Annotated in this window: 19 protein-coding genes; 8 read left to right on the top strand and 11 right to left on the bottom strand. The window is 47.5% G+C overall.

Features of this window, described 5'->3' with window-relative positions:
* Positions 1–43: 43 nt before the first annotated feature.
* Positions 44–1,630 (bottom strand): AbgT family transporter, encoded by a 1,587-nt coding sequence (locus tag ACVA6Q_RS15585; RefSeq protein ID WP_446648121.1) that lies wholly within the window; start codon positions 1,628–1,630, stop codon positions 44–46.
* A gap of 367 nt (positions 1,631–1,997) precedes the next feature.
* On the opposite strand from ACVA6Q_RS15585, the gene tsaA reads away from it, so the two are divergent.
* The 3 genes from tsaA to ACVA6Q_RS15570 all read left to right on the top strand — a co-directional run bounded on the left by tsaA (position 1,998) and on the right by ACVA6Q_RS15570 (position 5,345).
* Positions 1,998–2,696 (top strand): tRNA (N6-threonylcarbamoyladenosine(37)-N6)-methyltransferase TrmO, encoded by a 699-nt coding sequence (tsaA, locus tag ACVA6Q_RS15580; protein WP_446648120.1) that lies wholly within the window; start codon positions 1,998–2,000, stop codon positions 2,694–2,696.
* A 149-nt stretch (positions 2,697–2,845) separates the two neighbouring features.
* Positions 2,846–4,561: a proline--tRNA ligase gene (locus ACVA6Q_RS15575; RefSeq protein ID WP_446648119.1), complete on the top strand. Its 1,716-nt coding sequence runs from the start codon at positions 2,846–2,848 to the stop codon at positions 4,559–4,561.
* A 112-nt stretch (positions 4,562–4,673) separates the two neighbouring features.
* A complete protein-coding gene (locus ACVA6Q_RS15570; RefSeq protein WP_446648118.1) occupies positions 4,674–5,345 on the top strand; it encodes a tellurite resistance TerB family protein in 672 nt (223 codons plus the stop codon).
* A gap of 66 nt (positions 5,346–5,411) precedes the next feature.
* Here ACVA6Q_RS15570 and ACVA6Q_RS15565 read toward each other — a convergent pair whose 3' ends face one another.
* Both ACVA6Q_RS15565 and purL read right to left on the bottom strand, forming a co-directional pair.
* Positions 5,412–5,684: a DUF3622 domain-containing protein gene (locus ACVA6Q_RS15565; protein WP_353497994.1), complete on the bottom strand. Its 273-nt coding sequence runs from the start codon at positions 5,682–5,684 to the stop codon at positions 5,412–5,414.
* A 193-nt stretch (positions 5,685–5,877) separates the two neighbouring features.
* Positions 5,878–9,777, bottom strand: coding sequence for a phosphoribosylformylglycinamidine synthase (gene purL, locus ACVA6Q_RS15560; protein WP_446648117.1), 3,900 nt, complete (start codon positions 9,775–9,777; stop codon positions 5,878–5,880).
* A gap of 296 nt (positions 9,778–10,073) precedes the next feature.
* Between purL and mltF the strand changes: the two genes are divergently transcribed.
* Complete coding sequence (gene mltF / locus ACVA6Q_RS15555) at positions 10,074–11,648, top strand: membrane-bound lytic murein transglycosylase MltF (protein WP_446648116.1); 1,575 nt, start codon at positions 10,074–10,076, stop codon at positions 11,646–11,648.
* A gap of 338 nt (positions 11,649–11,986) precedes the next feature.
* Positions 11,987–12,124 carry a hypothetical protein gene (locus ACVA6Q_RS15550; protein WP_156110205.1) on the top strand — a complete coding sequence of 46 codons (138 nt, stop codon included), beginning with the start codon at positions 11,987–11,989 and terminating at the stop codon, positions 12,122–12,124.
* An 80-nt stretch (positions 12,125–12,204) separates the two neighbouring features.
* Here ACVA6Q_RS15550 and tadA read toward each other — a convergent pair whose 3' ends face one another.
* Positions 12,205–12,765, bottom strand: a complete 561-nt coding sequence (tadA, locus tag ACVA6Q_RS15545) for a tRNA adenosine(34) deaminase TadA (protein WP_446648115.1) — start codon at positions 12,763–12,765, stop codon at positions 12,205–12,207.
* Positions 12,766–12,772: 7 nt separating this feature from the next.
* Positions 12,773–13,642, bottom strand: a complete 870-nt coding sequence (locus ACVA6Q_RS15540) for a LysR family transcriptional regulator (RefSeq protein WP_446648114.1) — start codon at positions 13,640–13,642, stop codon at positions 12,773–12,775.
* Between the two features lie 198 nt (positions 13,643–13,840).
* Between ACVA6Q_RS15540 and ACVA6Q_RS15535 the strand changes: the two genes are divergently transcribed.
* The gene (locus tag ACVA6Q_RS15535) at positions 13,841–14,965 is read left to right on the top strand and encodes an S-(hydroxymethyl)glutathione dehydrogenase/class III alcohol dehydrogenase (protein WP_112461206.1); all 1,125 of its coding nucleotides are present in this window, start codon (positions 13,841–13,843) and stop codon (positions 14,963–14,965) included.
* Between the two features lie 54 nt (positions 14,966–15,019).
* The gene (gene fghA / locus ACVA6Q_RS15530; protein WP_446648113.1) at positions 15,020–15,865 is read left to right on the top strand and encodes an S-formylglutathione hydrolase; all 846 of its coding nucleotides are present in this window, start codon (positions 15,020–15,022) and stop codon (positions 15,863–15,865) included.
* A gap of 95 nt (positions 15,866–15,960) precedes the next feature.
* Here the strand turns inward: fghA and ACVA6Q_RS15525 are convergent, their stop codons facing one another.
* The 5 genes from ACVA6Q_RS15525 to ACVA6Q_RS15505 form a co-directional block, all read right to left on the bottom strand.
* Positions 15,961–17,520, bottom strand: a complete 1,560-nt coding sequence (locus tag ACVA6Q_RS15525; RefSeq protein WP_446648112.1) for an AbgT family transporter — start codon at positions 17,518–17,520, stop codon at positions 15,961–15,963.
* A 402-nt stretch (positions 17,521–17,922) separates the two neighbouring features.
* Positions 17,923–18,333 (bottom strand): type IV pilus modification PilV family protein, encoded by a 411-nt coding sequence (locus tag ACVA6Q_RS15520; protein WP_446648111.1) that lies wholly within the window; start codon positions 18,331–18,333, stop codon positions 17,923–17,925.
* On the bottom strand, positions 18,323–19,576 hold the full coding sequence (locus ACVA6Q_RS15515; RefSeq protein ID WP_446648110.1) for a hypothetical protein: 1,254 nt from the start codon (positions 19,574–19,576) through the stop codon (positions 18,323–18,325). Before ACVA6Q_RS15515 ends, ACVA6Q_RS15520 begins: the two co-directional genes overlap by 11 nt.
* A complete protein-coding gene (locus ACVA6Q_RS15510) occupies positions 19,573–20,181 on the bottom strand; it encodes a PilW family protein (RefSeq protein ID WP_446648109.1) in 609 nt (202 codons plus the stop codon). Before ACVA6Q_RS15510 ends, ACVA6Q_RS15515 begins: the two co-directional genes overlap by 4 nt.
* Position 20,182: 1 nt before the next feature.
* The gene (locus ACVA6Q_RS15505; RefSeq protein WP_353497983.1) at positions 20,183–20,695 is read right to left on the bottom strand and encodes a GspH/FimT family pseudopilin; all 513 of its coding nucleotides are present in this window, start codon (positions 20,693–20,695) and stop codon (positions 20,183–20,185) included.
* A 114-nt stretch (positions 20,696–20,809) separates the two neighbouring features.
* Here ACVA6Q_RS15505 and ACVA6Q_RS15500 point away from each other — a divergent pair, with 114 nt between their 5' ends.
* The gene (locus tag ACVA6Q_RS15500) at positions 20,810–21,226 is read left to right on the top strand and encodes a type IV pilin protein (protein WP_353497982.1); all 417 of its coding nucleotides are present in this window, start codon (positions 20,810–20,812) and stop codon (positions 21,224–21,226) included.
* A 91-nt stretch (positions 21,227–21,317) separates the two neighbouring features.
* On the opposite strand, the gene dnaJ is transcribed toward ACVA6Q_RS15500, so the two are convergent.
* On the bottom strand, positions 21,318–22,460 hold the full coding sequence (dnaJ, locus tag ACVA6Q_RS15495; protein ID WP_429761257.1) for a molecular chaperone DnaJ: 1,143 nt from the start codon (positions 22,458–22,460) through the stop codon (positions 21,318–21,320).
* Between the last annotated feature and the right edge of the window lie 77 nt (positions 22,461–22,537).

Genomic DNA, 22,537 nt, shown 5'->3' with positions numbered 1-22,537 from the left:
TCCCTATTGGGAGCATTTTTCATATCGATAATTGAGCTTTCGCTTAAGGCGTGTAGTACGTTGCCGCACCAGGACCTACTGGTAGACCTAGTAGGAATACCCATACGTAGAACAAGATACTCCAGCCTACGATAAAGCAGATTGAGTAAGGCAGCATGGTCGCGATCAGCGTACCAATGCCTAGGTTCTTCATATAGCGAGTCGCTACCGCTAGGATAAGACCAAAGTAGCTCATCATTGGCGTAATGATATTAGTCGTCGAGTCACCGATACGGTAAGCCGCCTGAATGGTCTCAGGAGCGTAACCGACTAACATTAGCATAGGCACGAAGATAGGAGCCGTTACTGCCCACTGCGCCGATGCCGAGCCAATCATCAGGTTGATGAAGCCACACATTAGGATAAATGCGAAGAACAGTGCAGGACCCGTTAGACCAATAGTCTGTAGGAAGTCTGCGCCCGCTACTGCGAATACTTGACCAAAGTTCGTCCACTTAAAGAAGGCAACAAATTGCGCAGCGAAGAACACCAACACAATGTACATGCCCATCGAAGACATAGACTTAGACATAGCATCAATGACATCACGGTCATTCTTCATAGAGCCCGTTACTTTACCGTAAACAAAGCCAGGGATTGCGAAGAATACAAAGATGAAGGCTACGATACTCTTAAGGAATGGAGAGCCTGCAACTTGACCGTCAGCCGTACGAAGTACGCCGTTTTCTGGAACAACTGTCGATGCGATAATTGCGCTCACTACTAGAACCGCAATACCCGCCATTTTTAGGCCTTTCTTCTCAACCGCAGTCAAAGAGCCCATGCTGTCGTTAGACAAATCTTCTGAGGCTTCTTCATCGTTGTATTTACCAAGTTTTGGCTCAACGATTTTCTCGGTAACGAATGCACCTGTAATCGCAATGAAGAACGTAGAGATGAACATGAAGTACCAGTTCGACTCTGGGCCAACTGTGTAGGTTGGATCGATCATTTGCGCGGCTGTTTCAGTGATACCTGAAAGCAGTGGGTCTACTGTACCGATAAGTAGGTTCGCAGAATAACCACCCGATACACCAGCAAACGCAGCAGCAAGACCGGCGAGAGGGTGACGTCCTAAAGAGTGGAACAGCATCGCTGCCAACGGAATAAGTACGACGTAACCAAGCTCTGAAGCTGTGTTAGAAATGATACCAGCAAATACGACTGTCACCGTTACCATGCGCTTAGATGCACCCATAACTAGACCACGCATTGCAGCTGAAAGCATGCCTGAGTGCTCAGCGATCGCGACACCAAGCATCGCAACGAGTACGGTACCAAGTGGTGCGAAGCCTGTGAAGTTTTTCACTAGGTTAGTCACAATTAACTGTAGGCCTTCAGCATTAACAAGGCTCACAACCTCAATCATACCGTTAGCAGCACGACCAGCAGCGCCTTCAGGGCGAGGATCAGCAACGGCAACATCGAAGTAGCCAGCGATGCCAGACATGACAAGAATAGCTAGACAGAAAATTGCAAATAGTGTGATTGGGTGGGGCAATAGGTTCCCCAAGTACTCAACGCCGTCTAGAAAACGGGTAAATAGAGGCTTTTTTGGCTTGTTGTGTTTCATTGTGGCAGATGAACTCATCTGTCCCCTCCTTTTTTATATTGTCCTAGCTGTTAACAAAGTTCTTTAGTTCAGATGACACTCATCGGTCTTATTTCTGACAACTTTGTAAAAAGCAGGCGCAGGGTACGTGAGCGAGCTCAATAATAAAAGCTTAAAATGTTGCCAATTGTAAATTCAGTGCGATTTTTAACCATTATGTTAGCAACTATACAATGACTTATATTGATCTAAATATAAAATAAACTATAACATTCTTGTGACATATTCATCTTTTCACCCTTATGACAGGGAATTAGCTCTAAAAAAACCTCAACATATCGAGATTGAAAAAAAACCGTGCGTCTGAAATGATGGATATTGAATTATGTGAACCAGGACTCAGTCGATGAGCTACTCTCTGCACCCTATTGGTACCATTCATTCCCCCTATAAAGAGAAGTTTGCCGTCCCTAGGCAACCCAGATTAGTGCCAAGTGCCACGGCCTCAATTGCCTTACAGGGAGACATTAATTGTCTAGAAGCCGTTCGCGGTCTCGATCAATTCTCACATCTATGGCTGTTATTTCTGTTTGACCAAAACCTAGAAGCGGGCTGGAAACCAACGGTAAGACCTCCGCGCTTAGGTGGCAATGAACGCATTGGCGTGCTTGCTAGCCGCGCCACATTTAGACCAAATGGTATTGGGATGTCTGCGGTTGAATTTCGAGGGGTAAGGCAGAAAGGTCAACAAGTGTTTATCGATGTCGGTAGCGTCGATTTGGTCGATGGTACCCCTATTATTGATATCAAACCCTATATCCCCTACTCCGATTCCATCACTGATGCTAAAGGGGGGTACGCAGAATCCGAGCCGGAAGCAACCGAGGTGACATTCTCACCCTCTGCAGTTGAGGTTTTATCGAAGGCACCAGAGGGCCAGCATAAGCAACAAATCATCCGCGAAGTATTGGCGCAAGACCCAAGGCCTGCCTATAAAAAAGGTAAGATCGATGACAAAGAATATGGCGTGAGACTGTTCGATTGGAACGTAAAGTTTAAAGCCAATAGCGATCACATTGTCGTCACCACCATTGAGACTCTCTAAACGCCTGATTCTAGGTGTTTATTGATGAGACCTTTTTGCTAGCAAAGTCATTTGGTAGAAAGGCATTTGGCTGATATCATAGACGGCTTAACTCAATTTGGGCACCTCTGCCCAGATTTACTATCAACATGATGAACGGATACCCATAAATGCGTACCAGTAACTATCTTCTTTCTACTCTGAAGGAGACACCAAACGACGCAGAAGTTGTAAGTCACCAGCTAATGCTGCGTGCAGGTATGATTCGTAAACTAGCTTCAGGTTTATACACTTGGCTACCAACGGGTCTACGTGTTCTGCGTAAAGTCGAAAACATCGTTCGCCAAGAGATCGATAATGCAGGTGCAGTTGAGACTTTGATGCCCGTAGTGCAGCCGTTTGAACTATGGGAAGAGACAGGCCGATCTGAAAAGATGGGTGATGAACTACTTCGCTTCACTGACCGTCATGAGCGTCCGTTTGTACTTAGCCCAACAGCAGAAGAAGTGATCACTAGCCTTGTGCGTAACGAAGTCAACTCGTACAAGCAGCTACCACTGAACCTGTACCAAATCCAAACTAAATTCCGAGATGAGCGCCGCCCACGTTTTGGCGTGATGCGCGCACGTGAATTCTCTATGATGGATGCGTACAGCTTCGACATCGACAAAGAAGGCTTAGAGAAGTCTTACGAAGCGATGCACGACGCCTACTGCAAAGCGTTTGACCGCATGGGTCTAAATTACCGTCCAGTGCTCGCTGATACCGGTGCTATCGGTGGTAACGGCTCACACGAATTCCACGTACTGGCTGAAAGTGGTGAAGACCTTATCGCCTTCTCTTCTGAGTCTGACTACGCGGCAAATATCGAAAAAGCAGAAGCATTAGCACCTGCAGAAGAGCTAGCCGCTCCAACTATCGATATGACAATGGTAGATACGCCGAATGCGAAAACCATTGCTGAGCTTGTAGAGCAGTTCGACCTGCCAATCGAGAAAACAGTGAAAACGCTGTTTGTTAAAGCCTCTGATGAAATCGAAGCGCCGCTTATCGGCCTTATCATCCGTGGTGACCACGAGCTTAACGAAATCAAAGCTGAGAAAATTGCGGAAGTTGCCTCTCCTCTAGAAATGGCAACAGAAGAAGAAATTCGCGCAGCAATTGGCGCAGGCCCTGGCTCACTAGGCCCAGTTGGTCTTGAACTGCCATTCATCGTAGACCGTTCTGTCGCGGTAATGAGCGATTTCGGCGCTGGCGCTAACATTGATGACAAGCACTACTTTGGCATCAACTGGGGTCGTGACGTTGAGCTTGGTAAAGTAGAAGATCTGCGTAACGTCGTAGAAGGCGATCCAAGCCCATGTGGTCAAGGCACTATCCTGCTTAAGCGTGGTATCGAAGTCGGCCATATCTTCCAGCTTGGTAAAAACTACTCTGAGAAGATGAACTGTGGCGTGCTTGGTCCTGACGGTAAGAACGTTATCCTAGAGATGGGTTGTTACGGTATCGGTGTTTCTCGTGTGGTAGCTGCTGCTATCGAACAGAACAATGATAAGTACGGCATCATCTGGCCTGACGCTATCGCCCCATTCCAGGTAGCGATCGTACCGATGAACATGCATAAGTCTGAGCGCGTTAAAGAAGCAGCAGAGAAGCTATACGCAGAACTGACTGCAGCTGGTATCGAAGTGCTATTTGACGATCGTAAAGAGCGCCCAGGTGTCATGTTCTCTGACATGGAGCTTGTTGGTGTTCCTCATACTGTGGTTATTGGTGACCGCAGCATGGACGAAGGTAACTTCGAATACAAGAACCGCCGCACTGGTGACAAAACGCCAATTGCTATCGACGATATCGTGGCTCACGTGAAAGCTCAGCTAGCTTAATCGTTACCCAGATTATCCTAAAGGCCGCTATGCGGCCTTTTTTATTGCCTTCATACTCTGTTCATGTTCGCTTTCTTATGATGGTGGAATGCCACCTGACTAGGAGTAATAGATGAACCTAAAATCACTGCTTAACCAAGCCCTTAATTCAGATATCGTCAATCAAACCACCCAGAAAGCGAGCCAGTCCTCGTCAAGCATCGGCCAAGCTCTCGGTGATAAGAAAACCCTTGGCGCTCTTGGTGCTGGAGCGGTAGGCGGAGGTTTACTCGGTATGCTTATGGGCTCTAAGAAAACCAAAAAAATGGGCAAAACCGCACTAGGTGTTGGTGGCGCTGCAGCATTAGGTGCACTCGCTTACAAGCTATACAACGACTACAACAAAGGGGAGTCCAACCCTTCTAGTTCACCGCAAACTCCAGCTAACTTTACCCAAACCTCGCAACACGATGAATCGGTGCTCAAAGCGATGATCGCAGCGGCCAAGGCAGATGGACATATTGACGAGCAAGAGATGGCTAAGATCGAACAAGCACTCACCCAAATCGATGCTGACGCATCAGTGCAACAGTTGATTCAAGCGGAGATAGCGAAACCTCTCGATCCTTCAGAAATCGCGCGATTGGCCGTATCACCAGAACACGCAACCGAAATATACCTAGCCAGCCTATTAGTAGCCGATGAGCAAAACTTTATGGAAAAGGCCTATTTGAAAGAGTTGGCAACCCAGCTTGGGTTAGAGGGTGGTTTGGTTGAGCAACTGAACGCTCAGGTAAGTCAGTAGATTGAATTGAGAATGACAATGCGTTCCTAGGGGCATCCCTAGGAACCACCATCAGAGCAAAAAGGATTACTCTTCGCTATCTGCTGCAGCTTCGGCTTTCGCAGCTGCTTCTGCTTTCGCTGCGCGAGTTTCTGCTTTACGCTCATTGCGCTTTGCTTGGTTTTCAATAAAACCAGCGAGCTCTTTATCCGCCCACGCTTGAGCCAATTCTTGGCTCTCAAAGCCCATCTCGCGCTTAGACACAACCGTGCGACGAGAAGTTACTTGACGCATGATCTCTGCAGACCAGCCGTTACGCTTTTCCGTTAGACGGATAGTAAATTTTTTATTTTCAGACATTTATGTATTTCCTAAAGACTTTGTTAAGGGATATTCCAGCAATGTAATACTGACCATCCCTAAGCCAGCGCGGTATTAGAACACAAATCCAGCGCTGACGCTCAGAGTTTTTATAGAAAAAGTCCCCAGTGTTTCCACTGAGGACTTCATTAACTATTTGGCTGTAACGTTTGAGGCAATCACCTCAGATCGATTACTTACCTACGTTCACGCGAGCGTTGCGGAACATACGCATCCAAGCACTATCTTCACCCCAAGATTCAGGAGCCCAAGAGTTCGCAACCGTACGGAATACACGCTCTGGGTGTGGCATCATGATAGTCACACGACCGTCACGAGTCGTTAGACCTGTGATTGCGTTTGGTGAGCCGTTCGGGTTGTTTGGATACTGCTGCGTTGGGTTACCGTTGTTATCAATGTAACGTACCGCTACTGTACCTGATGCTTCAATCGCATTTAGGTGGTCAGTATCACGAACCTCTACGCGGCCTTCGCCGTGAGAAACTGCGATTGGCATGCGTGAACCTTCCATACCATCGAAGAAGATAGAGTCAGACTTCTGAACTTCTACTAGGCTAAAGCGAGCTTCAAAGCGCTCAGATTCGTTACGAACGAAGCGTGGCCATAGGTCTGCACCTGGGATCAGCTCTTTTAGGTTCGATAGCATCTGACAGCCGTTACATACACCTAGTGAGAAGGTATCTTCGCGGTGGAAGAAGCTTTGGAACTGGTCACGCGCTTGGTCGTTGAACAAAATAGACTTAGCCCAACCTTCACCCGCACCTAGAACGTCACCGTAAGAGAAGCCACCACAAGCCACAAGACCTTGGTATTCTTCAAGTACTGCTTGTCCTGTCAGGATGTCGCTCATGTGAATGTCCGTCGCTTCAAAGCCAGCACGGTCAAACGCTGCGGCCATCTCAACGTGAGAGTTAACACCTTGCTCACGAAGAATAGCCATCTTAGGTTTAGCGCCCGTCGCAATGTATGGTGCTGCAACGTCTTCTTTAACATCGAAGCTGAGTTTAACGTTTAGGCCTGGGTCAGAGTTGTCTTTCTTCGCTTCGTGCTCTTGGTCTGCACACGCTGAGTTGTCACGCAGTGACTGCATCTTATGCGTGGTTTCAGCCCAGATAGTACGTAGCTCAATACGAGAACGCTCGATAACAACAGCGTCACCAGAGGTGATAACGAAGTCGTCAGACGCTTCTACGCTGCCGATTACGTGAGAACACGCTTCTAGGCCGTTAGCCGCTAGAACCGCTTTCACTGCTTCTAGGTCATCATTCTTAACCTGAACAACCGCACCTAGCTCTTCGTTAAATAGTGCTGCTAGTACGTCCTCACCTAGGTCCGCGATATCCGCTTTCACGCCACAGTGACCAGCAAATGCCATCTCAGCAAGGGTTACGAATAGACCGCCATCGCCTTTATCGTGGTAAGCCACTAGCTTGTCATCACGAACAAGCGTTTGCATCGCATCGAAGAAGCCTTTTAGCTGCTCTGCGTTGTCTACGTCTGCTGGCTTATCACCAAGCTGCTTGTAAACCTGTGCCAATGCCGTTGCGCCTAGACGGTTTTTACCGTTACCAAGATCAACAAGAACAAGTGATGAGTCACCTTTGTCAGTGCGAAGCTGCGGCGTTACCGTCTTACGAACATCGTTCACACGACCAAATGCAGTGATAACCAGTGAAAGTGGAGACGTCACTTCTTTGTCTTCACCGTTCTCGTTCCACTTGGTCTTCATCGACATTGAGTCTTTACCTACTGGAATCGTTAGACCCAGTGCAGGACATAGCTCTTCACCTACCGCTTTCACCGCTTCGTAAAGACCTGCGTCTTCACCAGGGTGGCCTGCTGGAGACATCCAGTTGGCTGATAGCTTGATACGCTTAATATCGCCGATGTCTGTCGCTGCGATGTTAGTCAGGGACTCACCTACCGCTAGACGAGCAGAAGCGCCGAAGTCTAGTAGAGCGACTGGTGTGCGCTCACCCATAGACATGGCTTCACCGTGGTAAGTATCGTAACTCGCTGCGGTTACTGCGCAGTTTGCAACCGGTACCTGCCAAGGACCAACCATCTGGTCACGAGCAACCAGACCCGTTACCGTGCGATCACCAATGGTGATAAGGAATGTTTTTTCTGCAACTGTTGGTAGACGAAGAACGCGGTCAACCGCATCGTTCATTTCAATGCCTTCGCGAGAGATCGCAGGGCTGTCTACTTTCAGTGTTTTCGCATCACGATGCATCTTCGGCGTTTTGCCTAGAAGGATGTCCATCGGCATGTCGATTGGCGTGTTGTCGAAGTGTGAATCTTCAAGCTTAAGTTCACGCTCTTCTGTTGCCACACCCACTACAGCGTAGGGTGCGCGCTCACGCTTACAGATAGCATCAAATGCTGCCATGTTCTCTGGCGCTACTGCCATGACATAACGTTCTTGAGATTCGTTACACCAAATCTCAAGTGGGCTCATGCCAGGCTCATCATTTGGTACGTCACGCAGTTGGAAGATACCGCCGCGCTCACCATCATCAACAAGCTCAGGAAGTGCGTTTGAGATACCGCCCGCGCCCACATCGTGAATAAATGCGATTGGGTTATCTTCACCTAGCTGCCAGCAGCGGTCGATCACTTCTTGACAGCGACGTTCCATCTCTGGGTTTTCACGCTGTACTGAGGCAAAGTCTAGGTCTTCAGCAGACTGACCAGACGCCATAGAAGAGGCTGCACCGCCGCCAAGACCGATGTTCATCGCAGGACCGCCAAGTACGATTAGGCTTGCACCTACTGGGATCTCTTTCTTCTGAACGTGCTCGTCACGGATGTTACCCATACCACCAGCAATCATGATTGGCTTGTGGTAACCACGTACTTCTTCACCTGCGTGAGACGTTACCTTCTCTTCATAGGTACGGAAGTAACCAAGTAGGTTTGGACGACCAAATTCGTTGTTAAACGCCGCGCCACCTAGTGGACCTTCTAGCATGATATCCAGTGCGTTAACAATACGACCTGGCTTACCAAAGTCAGTTTCCCAAGGCTGCTCGAAGCCAGGAATACGAAGGTTAGAAGTCGTAAAGCCTACAAGACCTGCTTTTGGCTTACCGCCAATACCTGTTGCGCCTTCGTCACGGATTTCACCACCGCTACCTGTCGATGCACCTGGCCATGGAGAAATCGCTGTTGGGTGGTTGTGTGTTTCCACCTTCATTAGGATGTGCGCTTTCTCGTGGTTGTAGCCGTATTGACGAGTCTTTGGATCTGGGAAGAAACGACCCACTTCAGAGCCTTCCATAACCGCTGCATTATCTTTGTATGCAGACAGAACGTGCTCTGGTGTCGTTTCGAATGTGTTTTTGATCATCTTGAACAGCGACTTGTCTTGCTTCACGCCGTCGATAGTCCAATCTGCGTTGAAGATCTTGTGACGACAGTGCTCAGAGTTCGCCTGTGCAAACATCATCAATTCGATGTCTGTTGGGTTGCGCTCTAGCTTAGTAACAAAGCTTTCAAGTAGGTAATCAATTTCATCTTCTGCAAGTGCAAGACCTAGCGTCACGTTCGCGTCTTCTAGTGCTTTGCGACCACCTGTTAGTAGATCAACATCTGCAACTAGTGCTGGCTCTGCTACTTGAAACAGCGCTGCTGCTGATTCGAAATCAGAGAAAACCACTTCCATCATACGGTCGTGGATAACCGCTTTAAGCTCAACAAGTTGAAGCTCAGTCAGTTCGCTTGATGTCTCTACATAGTATGCCGTACCACGTTCTAGACGAGTCACTTTGTCTAGACCACAGTTATTCGCGATATCCGTAGATTTAGAAGACCATGGCGAGATAGTACCAGGGCGAGGTGTCACTAGTAGCAGTGTGCCAGTTGGCTCGTGCTCTTCGATAGTTGGACCATAAGTCAGCAACTTCTCTAATTTTTCAACTTCAGACGCATCCAGGTCTGCCGTTAGGTCGGCAAAGTGGGCAAACTCAGCGTAAATACCTGTTACTGGTAGGTTTAGTTCACGACAAAGCTCTAGTAGCTTGTTAACACGAAACTCAGAAAGAGCTGGGGAACCACGCAAAATTCTCATGTGCTTAGGTCTCTTATGCAGTTGATTTAGGTGAAATTCTTATAAATTCAATCAGTTAATAGTAAAAACTGAACTTATAACGATTTCTCCTACCTTGATGCGGCGGTATTATAGAGGATTTTTTTTTGTGACGTAAGCGTTGGCGCAAACGTTTTCGTCATTTTTTTTGCTTTTGCCGAAATACCATAGAGATTGATGATAAAGTGACCACTCTCGGGTGTTTCTGCTATCTCGCTTTGCCAACACGCACAGCTTTGGTATAAAGGCAGCACTAACGTTGTGAGATCTATGAATTAATGCAAAGTCCATCTGTTGTTCGTTGGCCTAACCGCCGCTGGTTAAAATTGCTGTCTGCCTGTCTGCTCACTATTGGCTTGGCCGGCTGTCAAATCGATTCTGATCCAAAGAGTGAATTAGAAAACATCAAAGAGCGCGGTGTACTTCGTGTCGGTACTCTCAATAACCAGCTCTCCTACTACATCGGCCCCGACGGTCCAACCGGACTGGATTACGAGCTTGCAAGACAATTTGCCGATGCGTTGGGCGTGAAGCTAGAAATGAAACCCGCATTTCGCCAAGCGAGCCTATTTCCTGCTTTGCAAAAGGGCGAGATTGATATCATCGCTGCCGGCCTAAGTCAGTCGCCAGAGCGTATTGAGAGTTTTCGAGCAGGCCCTGCTTACTACTATGTCAGCCAACAAGTGGTGTATAAAAAAGGTCAGTGGCGCCCGCGCAACCTAAAGCAGTTACTGAATACTCAACAAGAGCTGATTGATAAAGCCGATGGCGAAGAGGTGTTTGCCATTGTCAAAGACTCACATTTCGAAAAAACCTTAGCCACGGTAGCCAGCCAGCATCCAGATATTCGCTACTACGTCGATGCCAATGCAGACGTCAATGATCTGCTTAAGCAAGTGTCAGAAGGTAAACTGCGCTTTACTATGGCGGATTCGGTTGAGCTATCGCTATCACAACGTATCTATCCTGATTTGGCGCTCGCTTTCGAGATGACCGAAGACCAACCGATTTCTTGGTATATGCGTCAGTCAGAAGATGAGAGCTTATATGCCCTGCTCATTGAGTTCTTCGGCCAGCTTAAACAAACTGGCGAGCTGGCTAATTTAGAAGAGAAGTATATCGGTCACATTGGCGTATTCGATTACGTCGATACGCGCGCATTCATTCGAGCTCTCGATAACAAACTACCTAAATGGTCACCGCTGTTTAAGAAGTACTCTAAAGAGTTCGACTGGCGTTTGATTGCGGCATTGGCCTACCAAGAGTCGCACTGGAATCCAATTGCCAAGTCGCCTACTGGAGTACGCGGTATGATGATGCTGACGCTGCCAACCGCAAAAAGCGTCAATGTCACCAATCGTCTGGATCCAGAGCAGTCTGTCCGTGGCGGTGTTGAGTACTTAAGACGTATCGTTGACCGCGTGCCAGACTCCATCACTGAACATGAAAAGATCTGGTTTGCACTGGCGTCTTACAATGTTGGCTTTGGTCATATGATGGATGCAAGACGCCTGACCAAACGTCAAGGTGGCGACCCAGATGCTTGGGCGGATGTGAAAGATCGCCTGCCACTGCTGCGTCAGAAGAAATTCTACAGTCAAACACGCTATGGCTATGCGCGTGGCGATGAAGCGCGTAACTACGTTGAAAACATCCGTCGCTACTATCAAAGTATCATTGGCCATGTAGACAAGCAGCTTGCCGAACAAGCAGAGCAAGAATTGACGACCGACGGACTGATTGTGATACCGCCACTGCCTCCTGTATCAGGTGCAGTCTCTGCTTCGGACTCCACGTTAAGTGGTGCCGAGACCTTAGTAAAACCCAATGTAGGTGGTAATACGGGTCGCTAACTATTGAGAGTTTCTATACCCGTGTCAATGTGTGCGAAACAAACTGCTTTCGCACACTTGAAATCCGACCAGCAAGGCCGTACATTACTGTTTGAGAGCAGCGAGAACATCGTACTGATACCTCGTTTTAATCCATTGTTCTGATGCATTATTCGCTCTCACCTGGCAGGTACATCCGTACCAACCAACACTTGCATACGCTTTGACTACTTATCCTATTGAGTGGTAATCGTGTGTTTGGGACTCCGACAACGCTCCACAAATAAGGACATCGAATACGCCCAGTGCGTAGGGATTTAGATCGGAGAGGTTTACCCGTAGTAAAAGGAGGTTGTTTTATGCTGGCGAAGAAACGAAACCAGGCTAAACACCTTAATAAGACGGTGGCCGCAAACCGCCGCAGACGTATGATGGCAAACAATAAGAAGAAAGTTATTTGGCGTCATCGTTCGTTTATGCAGCTACTGTCTTCGTAGAAGAGACGCTGCAAAGCAAAGACAGCAAGCATCTGCCACGCAGATGTTTGCTAGATATCCCCTCACTGCCCTTTCAGTTATTAATCAGTTTTCTTCCCTATCTGCTCCTGCTGTCGTTTCTCTTGCTTAGCCGTTTTGATCTCTTTTCGGCGTCGTTTAAAAAAGGCTTGCAGCTGATGACGACACTCTTGCTCAAGTAACCCAGATTCAACATCTGCATAGTGATAGGACGCTTGGCTTTCAAACAAGTTTAATACTGTGCCTGCAGCGCCCGCTTTCAAATCGGGAGCACCGAACACCACTCGTTTTACGCGACTATGTAAAAGCGCGCCAGCACACATTGGGCAGGGCTCTAGGGTGACATACAGCGTAGTATCAAGCAGTCGATAGTTTTCCAACACCTTACCTGCTTTACGTATTACCTGCATTTCTGCGTGAGCACTGGCATCGTGCGCACCTATCGACTGGTTCCAACCTTCCGCTACCACCTCGCCGTCTTTAACCAGTAATGCGCCAACCGGGACTTCTCCCTCAGTTTCCGCTTGAGAGGCCAACTCCATCGCACGGCGCATAAAGGCATGGTCTTGTTCACTAAACTCGGTAGATGTCGAAATCGCGGGCGGTGTTGGCTTGTCAGTCATGAGGCTCTCAGTTTAATGCTTCAGATAAATAGTCAATCAGGGTTCTTATTTTAGAGGTTAGCATCCGATTTTGCGGATAGAGCGCCCAGATGCCCTCTTGGTCACCTCTATATGGGGTCAACACTTCCACCAGCTCACCCGTTTCTAAATAAGGTTGCACATAATAGTCGGGAAGCTGGACAATTCCCAACCCTTTTAACGCGGCATCGACGAGCGCATAGCCACTATTGCATTGCACTCTGCCATCAACATGGATCAGTCGTTCTGTGCCTTTATCTTCAAAGCGCCAGTATTTGGTTGAACCGCGAAGACACTGGTGTCGTTTAAGCTCAGACAAAGTATGCGGCTCACCATGTTTCGCTAAGTAACTTGGACTTACGCAAACAAACATGTGCCGGTCGAGCAGCTTACGAGCCATCATGCTCGAATCATCAAGCTTACCCAAACGCACCGCGAGATCGTAACCCTCTTGGACCAGATCCATCTTTTGATTCGACAGCACCAAATCCAGCTCGATTTGCGGATATTGCAGTAAAAACTGATGCATCAGCGGAGCAAGCACCTGCTCACCAAAGGTCACAGGCGCAGTCATCTTAATTCTTCCAGTGGGGCTTGCTTGCAGTTGCGTAATGGCTAGCTCAGCCAACATCAAGCCCTCAACTAAGGGTTTACAGTGCTGATAGTACGTCGCCCCAACTTCTGTGACCGAGACTTTTCTGGTGGTGCGCACAAATAGCTTTACTGCGAGTTTATCTTCTAATGCATTAACTCTTCGGCTGATGTTTGCGACCGAGGTCGATAGCCGCTCCGCTGCGGCAGTAAAGCTCTGCGTCTCCACAACCGCAACAAACTCGTTGATGCCTTCCCAGTTTGCCATGAACAAATCCAACTATTACAAAATAGTAATAGTGTATTTCAAAATTACGTAATTATCATTTTTTAAGAAATAAATATACTGCTTGTCATCCGATGCAAACGGGGTGAAGTGAACTAACCTTAGTAGGTTAGCCGTTTGTGTTCTTACATATAGATTCGTGATCTTGAAACCATGACCTTAAAAGAAAAAGGAAAAACCATGACTGAACAATTTATTAAATCACGTGCAGCTGTCGCTTGGGGTCCAAACCAACCACTAAAAATGGAAGAAGTCGATGTCATGCTGCCAAAAGCTGGCGAAGTACTCGTGAAGATCGTTGCAACTGGCGTGTGCCATACTGATGCATTCACTCTATCTGGCGACGATCCAGAGGGCATCTTCCCAAGCATTCTTGGTCACGAAGGTGGCGGTATCGTTGAAATGGTTGGTGAAGGCGTCACAAGCGTTGAGGTCGGCGACCACGTTATCCCGCTATACACAGCTGAATGTGGCGAATGTAAATTCTGTAAGTCGGGTAAAACTAACCTGTGCCAAGCGGTTCGTGAAACCCAAGGTAAAGGTTTGATGCCAGATGGTACGACCCGCTTCTATAAAGACGGTCAACCTATCTACCACTACATGGGCTGCTCTACGTTCTCTGAGTACACAGTACTGCCTGAGATTTCATTGGCTAAAGTGAACAAAGAAGCCCCACTTGAAGAAGTATGTCTACTTGGCTGTGGCGTAACCACCGGTATGGGTGCAGTACTAAACACAGCGAAAGTTGAGAAAGGCGATACCGTCGCTATCTTCGGTCTTGGTGGCATCGGCTTGTCTGCAATTATCGGTGCTCGCATGGCTGGCGCAAGCAAAATCATTGGTGTAGACATCAACGAAAGCAAATTCGAGCTTGCTCAGCAACTTGGCGCAACGGACGTGATTAACCCACAGAAGTTTGATAAGCCAATTCAAGAAGTTATCATCGAGATGACTGACGGTGGTGTTGATTACTCTTTCGAGTGTATTGGTAACGTCAACGTGATGCGTCAAGCACTTGAGTGCTGCCATAAAGGTTGGGGTGAGTCTGTCATCATTGGTGTTGCAGGTGCAGGTCAAGAGATCTCCACTCGTCCATTCCAACTTGTAACGGGTCGCGTATGGCGTGGTAGTGCATTTGGTGGCGTTAAAGGCCGCAGTGAACTTCCAGAGATCGTAAATCGCTACATGGCGGGCGAGTTTGGGCTACAAGAGTTCATCACTCACACTATGCCTCTGGAGAACATCAACGAAGCCTTCGACCTTATGCATAAAGGCGAGAGCATTCGTACCGTAATCCACTACTAAACTCTGACTTAGGGCTCTGGCATACAGAGCCCTATTTTCATTTAGGTTAATAGAATGACAATAGAAAACCTTAGCCAAGCAAAAGTGTTTGGTGGTTGGCACAAGCAATACCAACACCGTTCTAATGTACTCAATTGCTCAATGCGCTTTGCTATTTACTTGCCACCAGAGGCAAGTGCCGACAATCCAGTTCCAGTCCTTTATTGGCTATCTGGTTTAACCTGCACCGATGAGAACTTCATGCAGAAAGCGGGCGCGTTTCGCGCAGCCGCCAAACTTGGTATTGCTATCGTCGCACCGGATACCAGCCCTCGTGGAGAAGGTGTACCTGACGATCCAGAAGGTGCTTACGATTTTGGACTTGGTGCTGGCTTCTATGTTAATGCCACTCAAGCGCCTTGGAATCAGCATTATCAGATGTACAGCTACATCGTCGATGAACTGCCAATGCTGATCGAAGAGCATTTTCCGGTCACCAGCGTTCGCTCTATCTCTGGACATAGCATGGGTGGGCACGGTGCACTGACCATTGGTTTGAAGAACAGTGAACGCTACCGCTCTATCTCTGCGTTTAGCCCAATTAGCAATCCGATGAACTGCCCTTGGGGACAAAAAGCGCTTAGCCATTATCTAGGTAACAACACCGAGGACTGGAAACAATACGACAGTGTTGAGCTACTGCAAGCGGCACAAGCCACACTGCCTATCCTGGTCGATCAAGGTGAAGATGACGGCTTCTTGCAAGAGCAGCTCAAACCAGAGTTATTGCTTGCCGCAGCCGAGAGCTCAGGCAGTGATGTGAAACTTCGTATGCAGCCTGGTTACGATCATAGTTACTTCTTTATCCAAAGCTTTATCGATGACCATTTGCGCTTTCACGCTGGATTCTTAAAAAGCTAGCGAGTAAAAACAGCGAAAATCTAACTCAGAACCTGAAAACAAAAAGCCCGCCTAGGCTATCTGCCTGGCGGGCTTTTTTAATCTCTTACTTCAACTTACATAGTGTAAGTGTAAGGTGCTTGGATACCTAGTGGAATACCTAGAGCCCAGTAAGCTAGCAAGAAGATAGTCCAACCAATCAGCATTGCGATTGAGAATGGCATCATTAGAGAAGCGAGTGTACCGATACCCGTAGACTTCACGTAGCGTTGGCAGTAAACAACAACCAGTGGGAAGAATACCATTAGAGGTGAGATGATGTTCGATACAGAGTCACCAACACGGTAAGCCGCTTGAGATAGCTCAGGAGAGATACCAACCGCCATTAGCATTGGAACTAGGATTGGACCAATCAGTGCCCACTTCGCTGATGCAGAGCCAACCAGTAGGTTAACAAATGCAGTCAGTAGAATCATACCAACGATCGTCGCCTGACCTGGCAGGTTCATCGCTTTCAGGCCTTCAGCACCGTAGAGCGCTAGCATAGTACCGATGTTTGATTGACCAAATGCAGATAGGAACTGTGCACAGAAGAATGACATTACGATGTACGCGCCCATGGTAGACATTGTCGTACCCATCGCTTTAATCACATCGTCGCTGCTCTTGAACGTGCCAGATACACGGCCGTATACGTAGCCTGGGATGATAAACAGGATGAAGATCAGTGGAACGATCGATTGCATGATTGGTGCAGAGAACGCAGTGATCTCACCTTCTGGAGAACGCAGTGCTGATGTTTCTGGAATAAGAGCAGCAACAAGCAGTGCGATACCCGCCATCATTGACCAACCTGCCGCGCGGAACGCTTTAGATTCTGTCTCTGTGAACGTACCTAGATCCGGTGCTTCTTCAGCATCTTCATCAACAGGAGTGTTAGCAAGGCGTGGTTCGATGATTTTCTCAGTCACATACCAGCCGATAGCAACGATAATCACTGAAGAAAGACCAGTAAAGAAGATGTTCGCTAGTGGGTTAACGATGTATGCAGGATCAAGAACCTGTGCAGATGTTTGCGTGAAACCTGCTAGTAGCGGGTCGATACCTGAAGGGATAAAGTTTGCAGAGAAACCACCTGATACACCAGCAAATGCTGCTGCGATACCCGCTAGTGGGTGACGACCCGCTGCGTGGAAGATGATACCTCCTAGTGGAATAACCAGAACGTAACCTGCATCCGCCGCTGTGTGCGATACGATCGCTACAAGAATCAGCATTGGCGTTAGCAGTTTCGCAGGCGTGAAGTTCAGCATTTTCTTAAGGCCAGTTGTGATGAAGCCTGAAGAGTCAGCTACACCAACACCTAGCATCGCAACCAGTACGATACCCAATGGCGCAAAGCCTGTGAACGTCGTTACCATGTTAGCAAGGAAGCTTGCTAGTGCTTCACCCGTTAGAAGGTTAGTCACTTCTAGAGGTGTGCCGGTACGTGGGTTAATCAGATCGAAACTGACATTAGATAAAAGTGCTGATGCAACCCAAACAATAACGAGTGCCCAGAAAAACAAGATAGCAGGATCTGGGATCTTGTTACCCGCTTTCTCAATAAAGTTTAAAAAGCGATCCATTCCAGTCGGCTTTGGAGCAGGCGCTTGATTAATCGATTGGTTACTCATGGTAACTCCGTGTGTGTGATGTTGTTATTTGTGAATCTCAAGGCAAGTTTCACTGTGACATAAAATCTGCGACACCATTCTATTTAAAAAAGATGAAAAGAGTAGATAATTCGGAACTTTTTCCATATTTGTAGACTTATTTTGCAAAATACGTCGATTAACATAACATTTAACCAACACTAAAACGCACAATTGCAAAACAATTATCTAACTAGCACGCAAAATACCCGATAATATAAAGATAGCTTATAATTTGAGCTCAATCTAAAGGGGAGAAGGGCTACAGAGGAGCGGAATAGGTAGGCTTGTTTCTGTATTGGCTTATGATTCAGAGGATTAACAAACGAAGGCGTATTTAAATAATTAACAAGTCGCGCTCAACATGAAAGGACACTTTCACGACTAGTCAAACTCGCTATAACGCGAGATCTGAGTTTTCAAACTTAGACGTCGCGACTCTCCTAGTCGGTCAATCCAATCAACATCCACTTGGACCGTTTTGACATTGCCGTCCATAGAGACGTTGGGTACTTTCCAGGTCACAATATAAGGAGGGTGGTTTTCAGAGCCAGCAATGATATCAGTATCAAAATCTGCCACTTGCATATCAGACTGTGCGCTATCGGCGCCGCGCGTTCGAAACCATTCGAACTTCGCTTCCGCAAGCCCCAACGCTTGTATGCTGTGATAAGCAAAATCGGAGCGCTGCTCAATATAAGCCTGCATCTTGACTAAACCAAGAGCCCCAATTCCAACCAGGCAAATGGCAATCATGACTTCTACAAGACTAAAACCACGCTGTTTAGAAATCACGCCAGGCTCCTTTTTTCCAGGTGAATAGTGAAGATGAACCTTGCGCGTCGCGAATCACATCGCGGTTGTAATGAAACGACAATGAATCTCTGAACAGTGAAGCATGACTGGCCTTCGGGTAATCAAAGAACACCCCTCCAGAAATGTTGAAACTGCCGCCTTGATAGTAAGCCGCGGATCCATAGTCTTCGGGGAAGTGAGCAACCGCGCTGTCTGCCAGCTCTAGTGCATCCCAAGCCGATTTAGTTGGAGAAAAATCTTGGTTAAAGTGAAAGACCACGCCATTTATTGCGGTTGCTCCGTGTAGCGCTAGCAGGCCTTCATGAACCACTAACGTCATCGCTTTCTTAGTGCCCCCTGCAGGGTTTAGCGCGGTTTTGATTGAACCCAGTTCATCAGATGAAATAACGCAGGAACCTTCGATCCAGATTTTTAAATTGTCAGTGTTGAGGCTATTGATGATCTTAGAGCCACACTGCTTGGGGCCCGCGCTTTCGGATGCAGATTTCAGCTCAATCACGGTAAATTCACCACTATCTCTTATCGAATTATGATAGCTCGCATCGACACCAAAAAAATCTTTAAAAACATCCAGCTCTGTATCTTTTTTAAAGTCTTGCTTCAAACAGGTAGGGTCTGTATCAGACGAACAGTTGGCACTGACCACCGTCATCTCAGCACAATCTTTATTGTTATGCTCAAAGCCTTCGTAAGGGCTAATGCCATGTATAACGCCACTATTTGTAATCGCGCCATTCGCTTTAAATGAACCACCGAAGCGAACTGCCGTACAATCCCAACGTCCATCCTCCAATTTATCGCCAGGATCAGGTGTCGAGATATTTACCGAGCTATTTACAACAAAGCTTCCAGTACTTTGAATAGCACCTGGCTTTAAATTGTTAGAAGACGGAATAAATCTTCGACTGACTTCATGGGAACTCATTTTTGCCGATAGAACCACTTCTTTTGTTATTGCGTCAACTGCGAAGCTCGGTGTGATGTTAATTGCGCTATCGCATGTTTTTGGTTCTGCAGGAACAGATAGTGTAGGAATAAACTGAGCTAAACCACATTCCACACCTCCTTCCAAGACCCAGTAAGTTTTTCTCGCCTCTACTTCATTTTGGGCACGTTTTATTTCATAAAGAGATGTCTTGTATGCCCCAAGCGTAACGATCAAGGCCACTACAAGTAGTAAACCCGTTATCATAAGTGTGACGACACCTAGCTGCTTTTTCATTGGCCGTTCCTCACCATGAACTGTCGCGTCAATGAACTGAATACACTAGGATTTCCTCTAAGCTCCGCGTCGATGGTTAGATTGACGTATTGATGGGTGGCACTATGGCTTCCCACCGTATTAGTCGCCAAAGAAAAATTATTTACTTTTATAAGGTTAGGTTCAAAAATAGACGTACAACCTGTTGAGCTGGAGAATGACGTCGCTTTAGTTCCAGTCGAAATGCTCGTTTTAGCTCGGCAAATTGATAGCTTTCCAACCTCTTCTGAGAACTGCCATACAACGTTCTCAATCGGCGCTTCTCCCCTATCATCTCGATACGCATACTGCGCCACCGCCCCGCTCTGAGACACATAGATGGTAGTACTCGCTCCAAAAGGCACCCAGCTGTTGCTTTCTTTGCCATTGTAGCCCGCACGGATCATGTCATTTTGGATACGGCGCGCCGTCGTGGCGAGAGCTTGATTTAGCAGTAATAATTGAGAGCGATCGGAGGCATGGTTTTGCACCGATATGTACAAAGAACCCACCAGAGAAATAGCCATGATACCTGCTGTCGATGCCACCAGCATTTCGATGATAGTGATGCCTTTTTGACGCTTCATCCTAGCAGCCTCCTAACCCATATTCACCGCCACTTTGACAAACTCGCACCCTCCCCGAAGCAGCGTCACTGACAATCTTGGCGAGCTTTTCACTACGTGGATAAGGTTTAATCGTGATGTTGCCTGCCGCGCGCGCTGCACCAGTAATATGGTCTATTTTGAGCTGTTCGCCATTAAAATTGAGCTCAATGGTTGTGCCATCAAATGGCGCTCCTGACATAGTGAATAGCCGCTTTACGTTGCTGTCAGACAAGCTATCTTTGTTGGCAACCACCGCAGTCCAATTACCATCAGATGCACCATCGGGTAAACCTTCAAAGTGCAACCACAATGGCTCGTTACGTAATATCGCTTCGGCTTGTGTTTGTACAATAACGCCATAAAGCTCAAGTGCTGCCCGCTCAACTTTGTTTGATTTGGAGACATCGGTGAACGTCGGTGCCATCGCCATAAGGACAATACCCGAGATCACTACTGTGATGATCAATTCCAAAAACGTAAAGCCGCGAACCATTTCCCAAAATCCTATGAAACTGGTAACAAACAAACCTATCTACTTGCGTTAATCCTAGCAGCAGAGAACACTAGAAAAGTCTTTTAAAATAGTCGGTTGGATTGACTTAAAATAATGAAATGCAAACAAGGCGGGAGTAGACAAAGAGGTTTGACGTTGATCGAATTATTGATCACGTTAGCCATACTCGGCATTCTGACTTCCGTTGCCTACCCAAACTACACGCAGCAGGTGCGAGAAAGTCACCGAATGATCGCGTTGGGTGATTTACTGGAAATGCAGTTGGAGCTCGAACGCACTTATAGTAGCGGCTACAACTTTGCGTCTGTTATTTCCGGTGGAAGTTGCACTGTGTGTGAATCTCAGGTCAACCGCTATCAATTTGAAGTCGTGAGCAGCGCTGGCGCCGCCTATACCATTAAAGCCATCGCACAAACGACGACCACCCAATCTGATGATACCTGCCTTGGGGCGGATAAAACCATGAGTTTGACGTCCAATGGTGATGTGACGCCACTGGAATGCTGGTAAAGCTGAGCGTGCAAAATCAGCCTTTAGAAAAACAATCGGCCCGCGATAACTGTCATTATCGCGGGCCGATTTAATTGAGGTTTTCGAGCGTTTAGCTGGTTAAATCATCGAAGAACTTCTTCACACCATTGAAGAAACCCTCTGATTTTGGCTTATGCGTATTCGCTGCTTCACCACCGCATGACTCTTCAAATTCATGCAGGAGTTCTTTCTGGCGAGCGCTCAGTTTCACTGGCGTTTCAACCACAAGCTTCACGATTAGGTCACCAACGCCACCGCCACGAACGCCTTTCACGCCTTTGCCACGCATGCGGAACATACGGCCAGTTTGAGTCTCTTCTGGCACTTTAAGGCTTACACGACCATCAAGTGTCGGAACTTCAACTTCACCGCCCAATGCAGCTTGAGCAAAGCTTACTGGCACTTCACAGTAAAGGTTGTTGCCTTCACGCTCAAAGATGTGGTGCTCTTTCACATGGACTTGAACATACAAGTCACCGGCTGGTGCGCCATGCTCTCCCGCTTCACCTTCGCCAGATAGACGAATGCGATCGCCTGTATCCACACCGGCTGGGATCTTAACGTTAAGTGTTTTAGTCTTCTGTAAGCGACCTTGACCATGACAGCTGTTACATGGGTCTTTAATAATTTTACCGGTACCGCTACAAGTCGGACAGGTTTGCTGAACTGCAAAGAAGCCTTGGCGCATTTGAACTTGGCCATGACCATGACAGGTGCCACAGGTTTGTGGTGAAGAACCTTTCTTCGAGCCTGAGCCGTCACAAGTATCACACTCTACTAATGTAGGTACTTCAATCTCTTTTGAAATACCACGAACTGCTTCTTCTAGCGTTAGCTCCATGTTGTAGCGCAAGTCTGCACCGCGCTGAGCACGATGACCACCGCCGCCACGACGACCGCCACCAAAGATATCACCGAATACGTCACCGAAAATATCACCGAAGTCAGCACCAGCGCCGCCGAAGCCGCCACCACCCATGCCGCCTTGTTCAAAGGCTGCGTGACCGTATTGGTCGTACGCTGCTTTCTTTTGAGGCTCAGTTAGGATCTCGTACGCTTCTTTTACTTCTTTAAATTTCTCAGCAGCCGCTTCATCACCTTGGTTTCTATCTGGGTGATACTTCATCGCAAGACGCTTATACGCCTTCTTGATGTCGCGCTCTGATGCGTCACGATCAACGCCTAATACTTCGTAAAAATCACGTTTTGACATATTGCTTGTTACCAATTACTTCGACAAACAGCCCGACGCTGTTTGGGGATTGTATCGTTCTAGATAAAGATTGGTGT

The organism is Vibrio sp. DNB22_10_4 (genome assembly GCF_052879755.1).
This window is presented reverse-complemented; position numbering and strand designations above follow the sequence as displayed.

Bases quoted from the DNA above. Each gene is read 5' to 3' on its own strand.
- ACVA6Q_RS15515 (WP_446648110.1), bottom strand. From the start codon at position 19,576: ATGAAAAAGCAGCTAGGTGTCGTCACACTTATGATAACGGGTTTACTA.
- ACVA6Q_RS15585 (WP_446648121.1), bottom strand. From the start codon at position 1,630: ATGAGTTCATCTGCCACAATGAAACACAACAAGCCAAAAAAGCCTCTA.
- dnaJ (WP_429761257.1), bottom strand. From the start codon at position 22,460: ATGTCAAAACGTGATTTTTACGAAGTATTAGGCGTTGATCGTGACGCA.
- mltF (WP_446648116.1), top strand. From the start codon at position 10,074: ATGCAAAGTCCATCTGTTGTTCGTTGGCCTAACCGCCGCTGGTTAAAA.
- ACVA6Q_RS15575 (WP_446648119.1), top strand. From the start codon at position 2,846: ATGCGTACCAGTAACTATCTTCTTTCTACTCTGAAGGAGACACCAAAC.
- ACVA6Q_RS15505 (WP_353497983.1), bottom strand. From the start codon at position 20,695: ATGGTTCGCGGCTTTACGTTTTTGGAATTGATCATCACAGTAGTGATC.
- ACVA6Q_RS15525 (WP_446648112.1), bottom strand. From the start codon at position 17,520: ATGAGTAACCAATCGATTAATCAAGCGCCTGCTCCAAAGCCGACTGGA.
- fghA (WP_446648113.1), top strand. From the start codon at position 15,020: ATGACAATAGAAAACCTTAGCCAAGCAAAAGTGTTTGGTGGTTGGCAC.
- ACVA6Q_RS15535 (WP_112461206.1), top strand. From the start codon at position 13,841: ATGACTGAACAATTTATTAAATCACGTGCAGCTGTCGCTTGGGGTCCA.
- tsaA (WP_446648120.1), top strand. From the start codon at position 1,998: ATGAGCTACTCTCTGCACCCTATTGGTACCATTCATTCCCCCTATAAA.
- ACVA6Q_RS15550 (WP_156110205.1), top strand. From the start codon at position 11,987: ATGCTGGCGAAGAAACGAAACCAGGCTAAACACCTTAATAAGACGGTG.
- ACVA6Q_RS15565 (WP_353497994.1), bottom strand. From the start codon at position 5,684: ATGTCTGAAAATAAAAAATTTACTATCCGTCTAACGGAAAAGCGTAAC.
- purL (WP_446648117.1), bottom strand. From the start codon at position 9,777: ATGAGAATTTTGCGTGGTTCCCCAGCTCTTTCTGAGTTTCGTGTTAAC.
- ACVA6Q_RS15500 (WP_353497982.1), top strand. From the start codon at position 20,810: ATGAAATGCAAACAAGGCGGGAGTAGACAAAGAGGTTTGACGTTGATC.
- ACVA6Q_RS15540 (WP_446648114.1), bottom strand. From the start codon at position 13,642: ATGGCAAACTGGGAAGGCATCAACGAGTTTGTTGCGGTTGTGGAGACG.
- ACVA6Q_RS15570 (WP_446648118.1), top strand. From the start codon at position 4,674: ATGAACCTAAAATCACTGCTTAACCAAGCCCTTAATTCAGATATCGTC.
- tadA (WP_446648115.1), bottom strand. From the start codon at position 12,765: ATGACTGACAAGCCAACACCGCCCGCGATTTCGACATCTACCGAGTTT.
- ACVA6Q_RS15510 (WP_446648109.1), bottom strand. From the start codon at position 20,181: ATGAAGCGTCAAAAAGGCATCACTATCATCGAAATGCTGGTGGCATCG.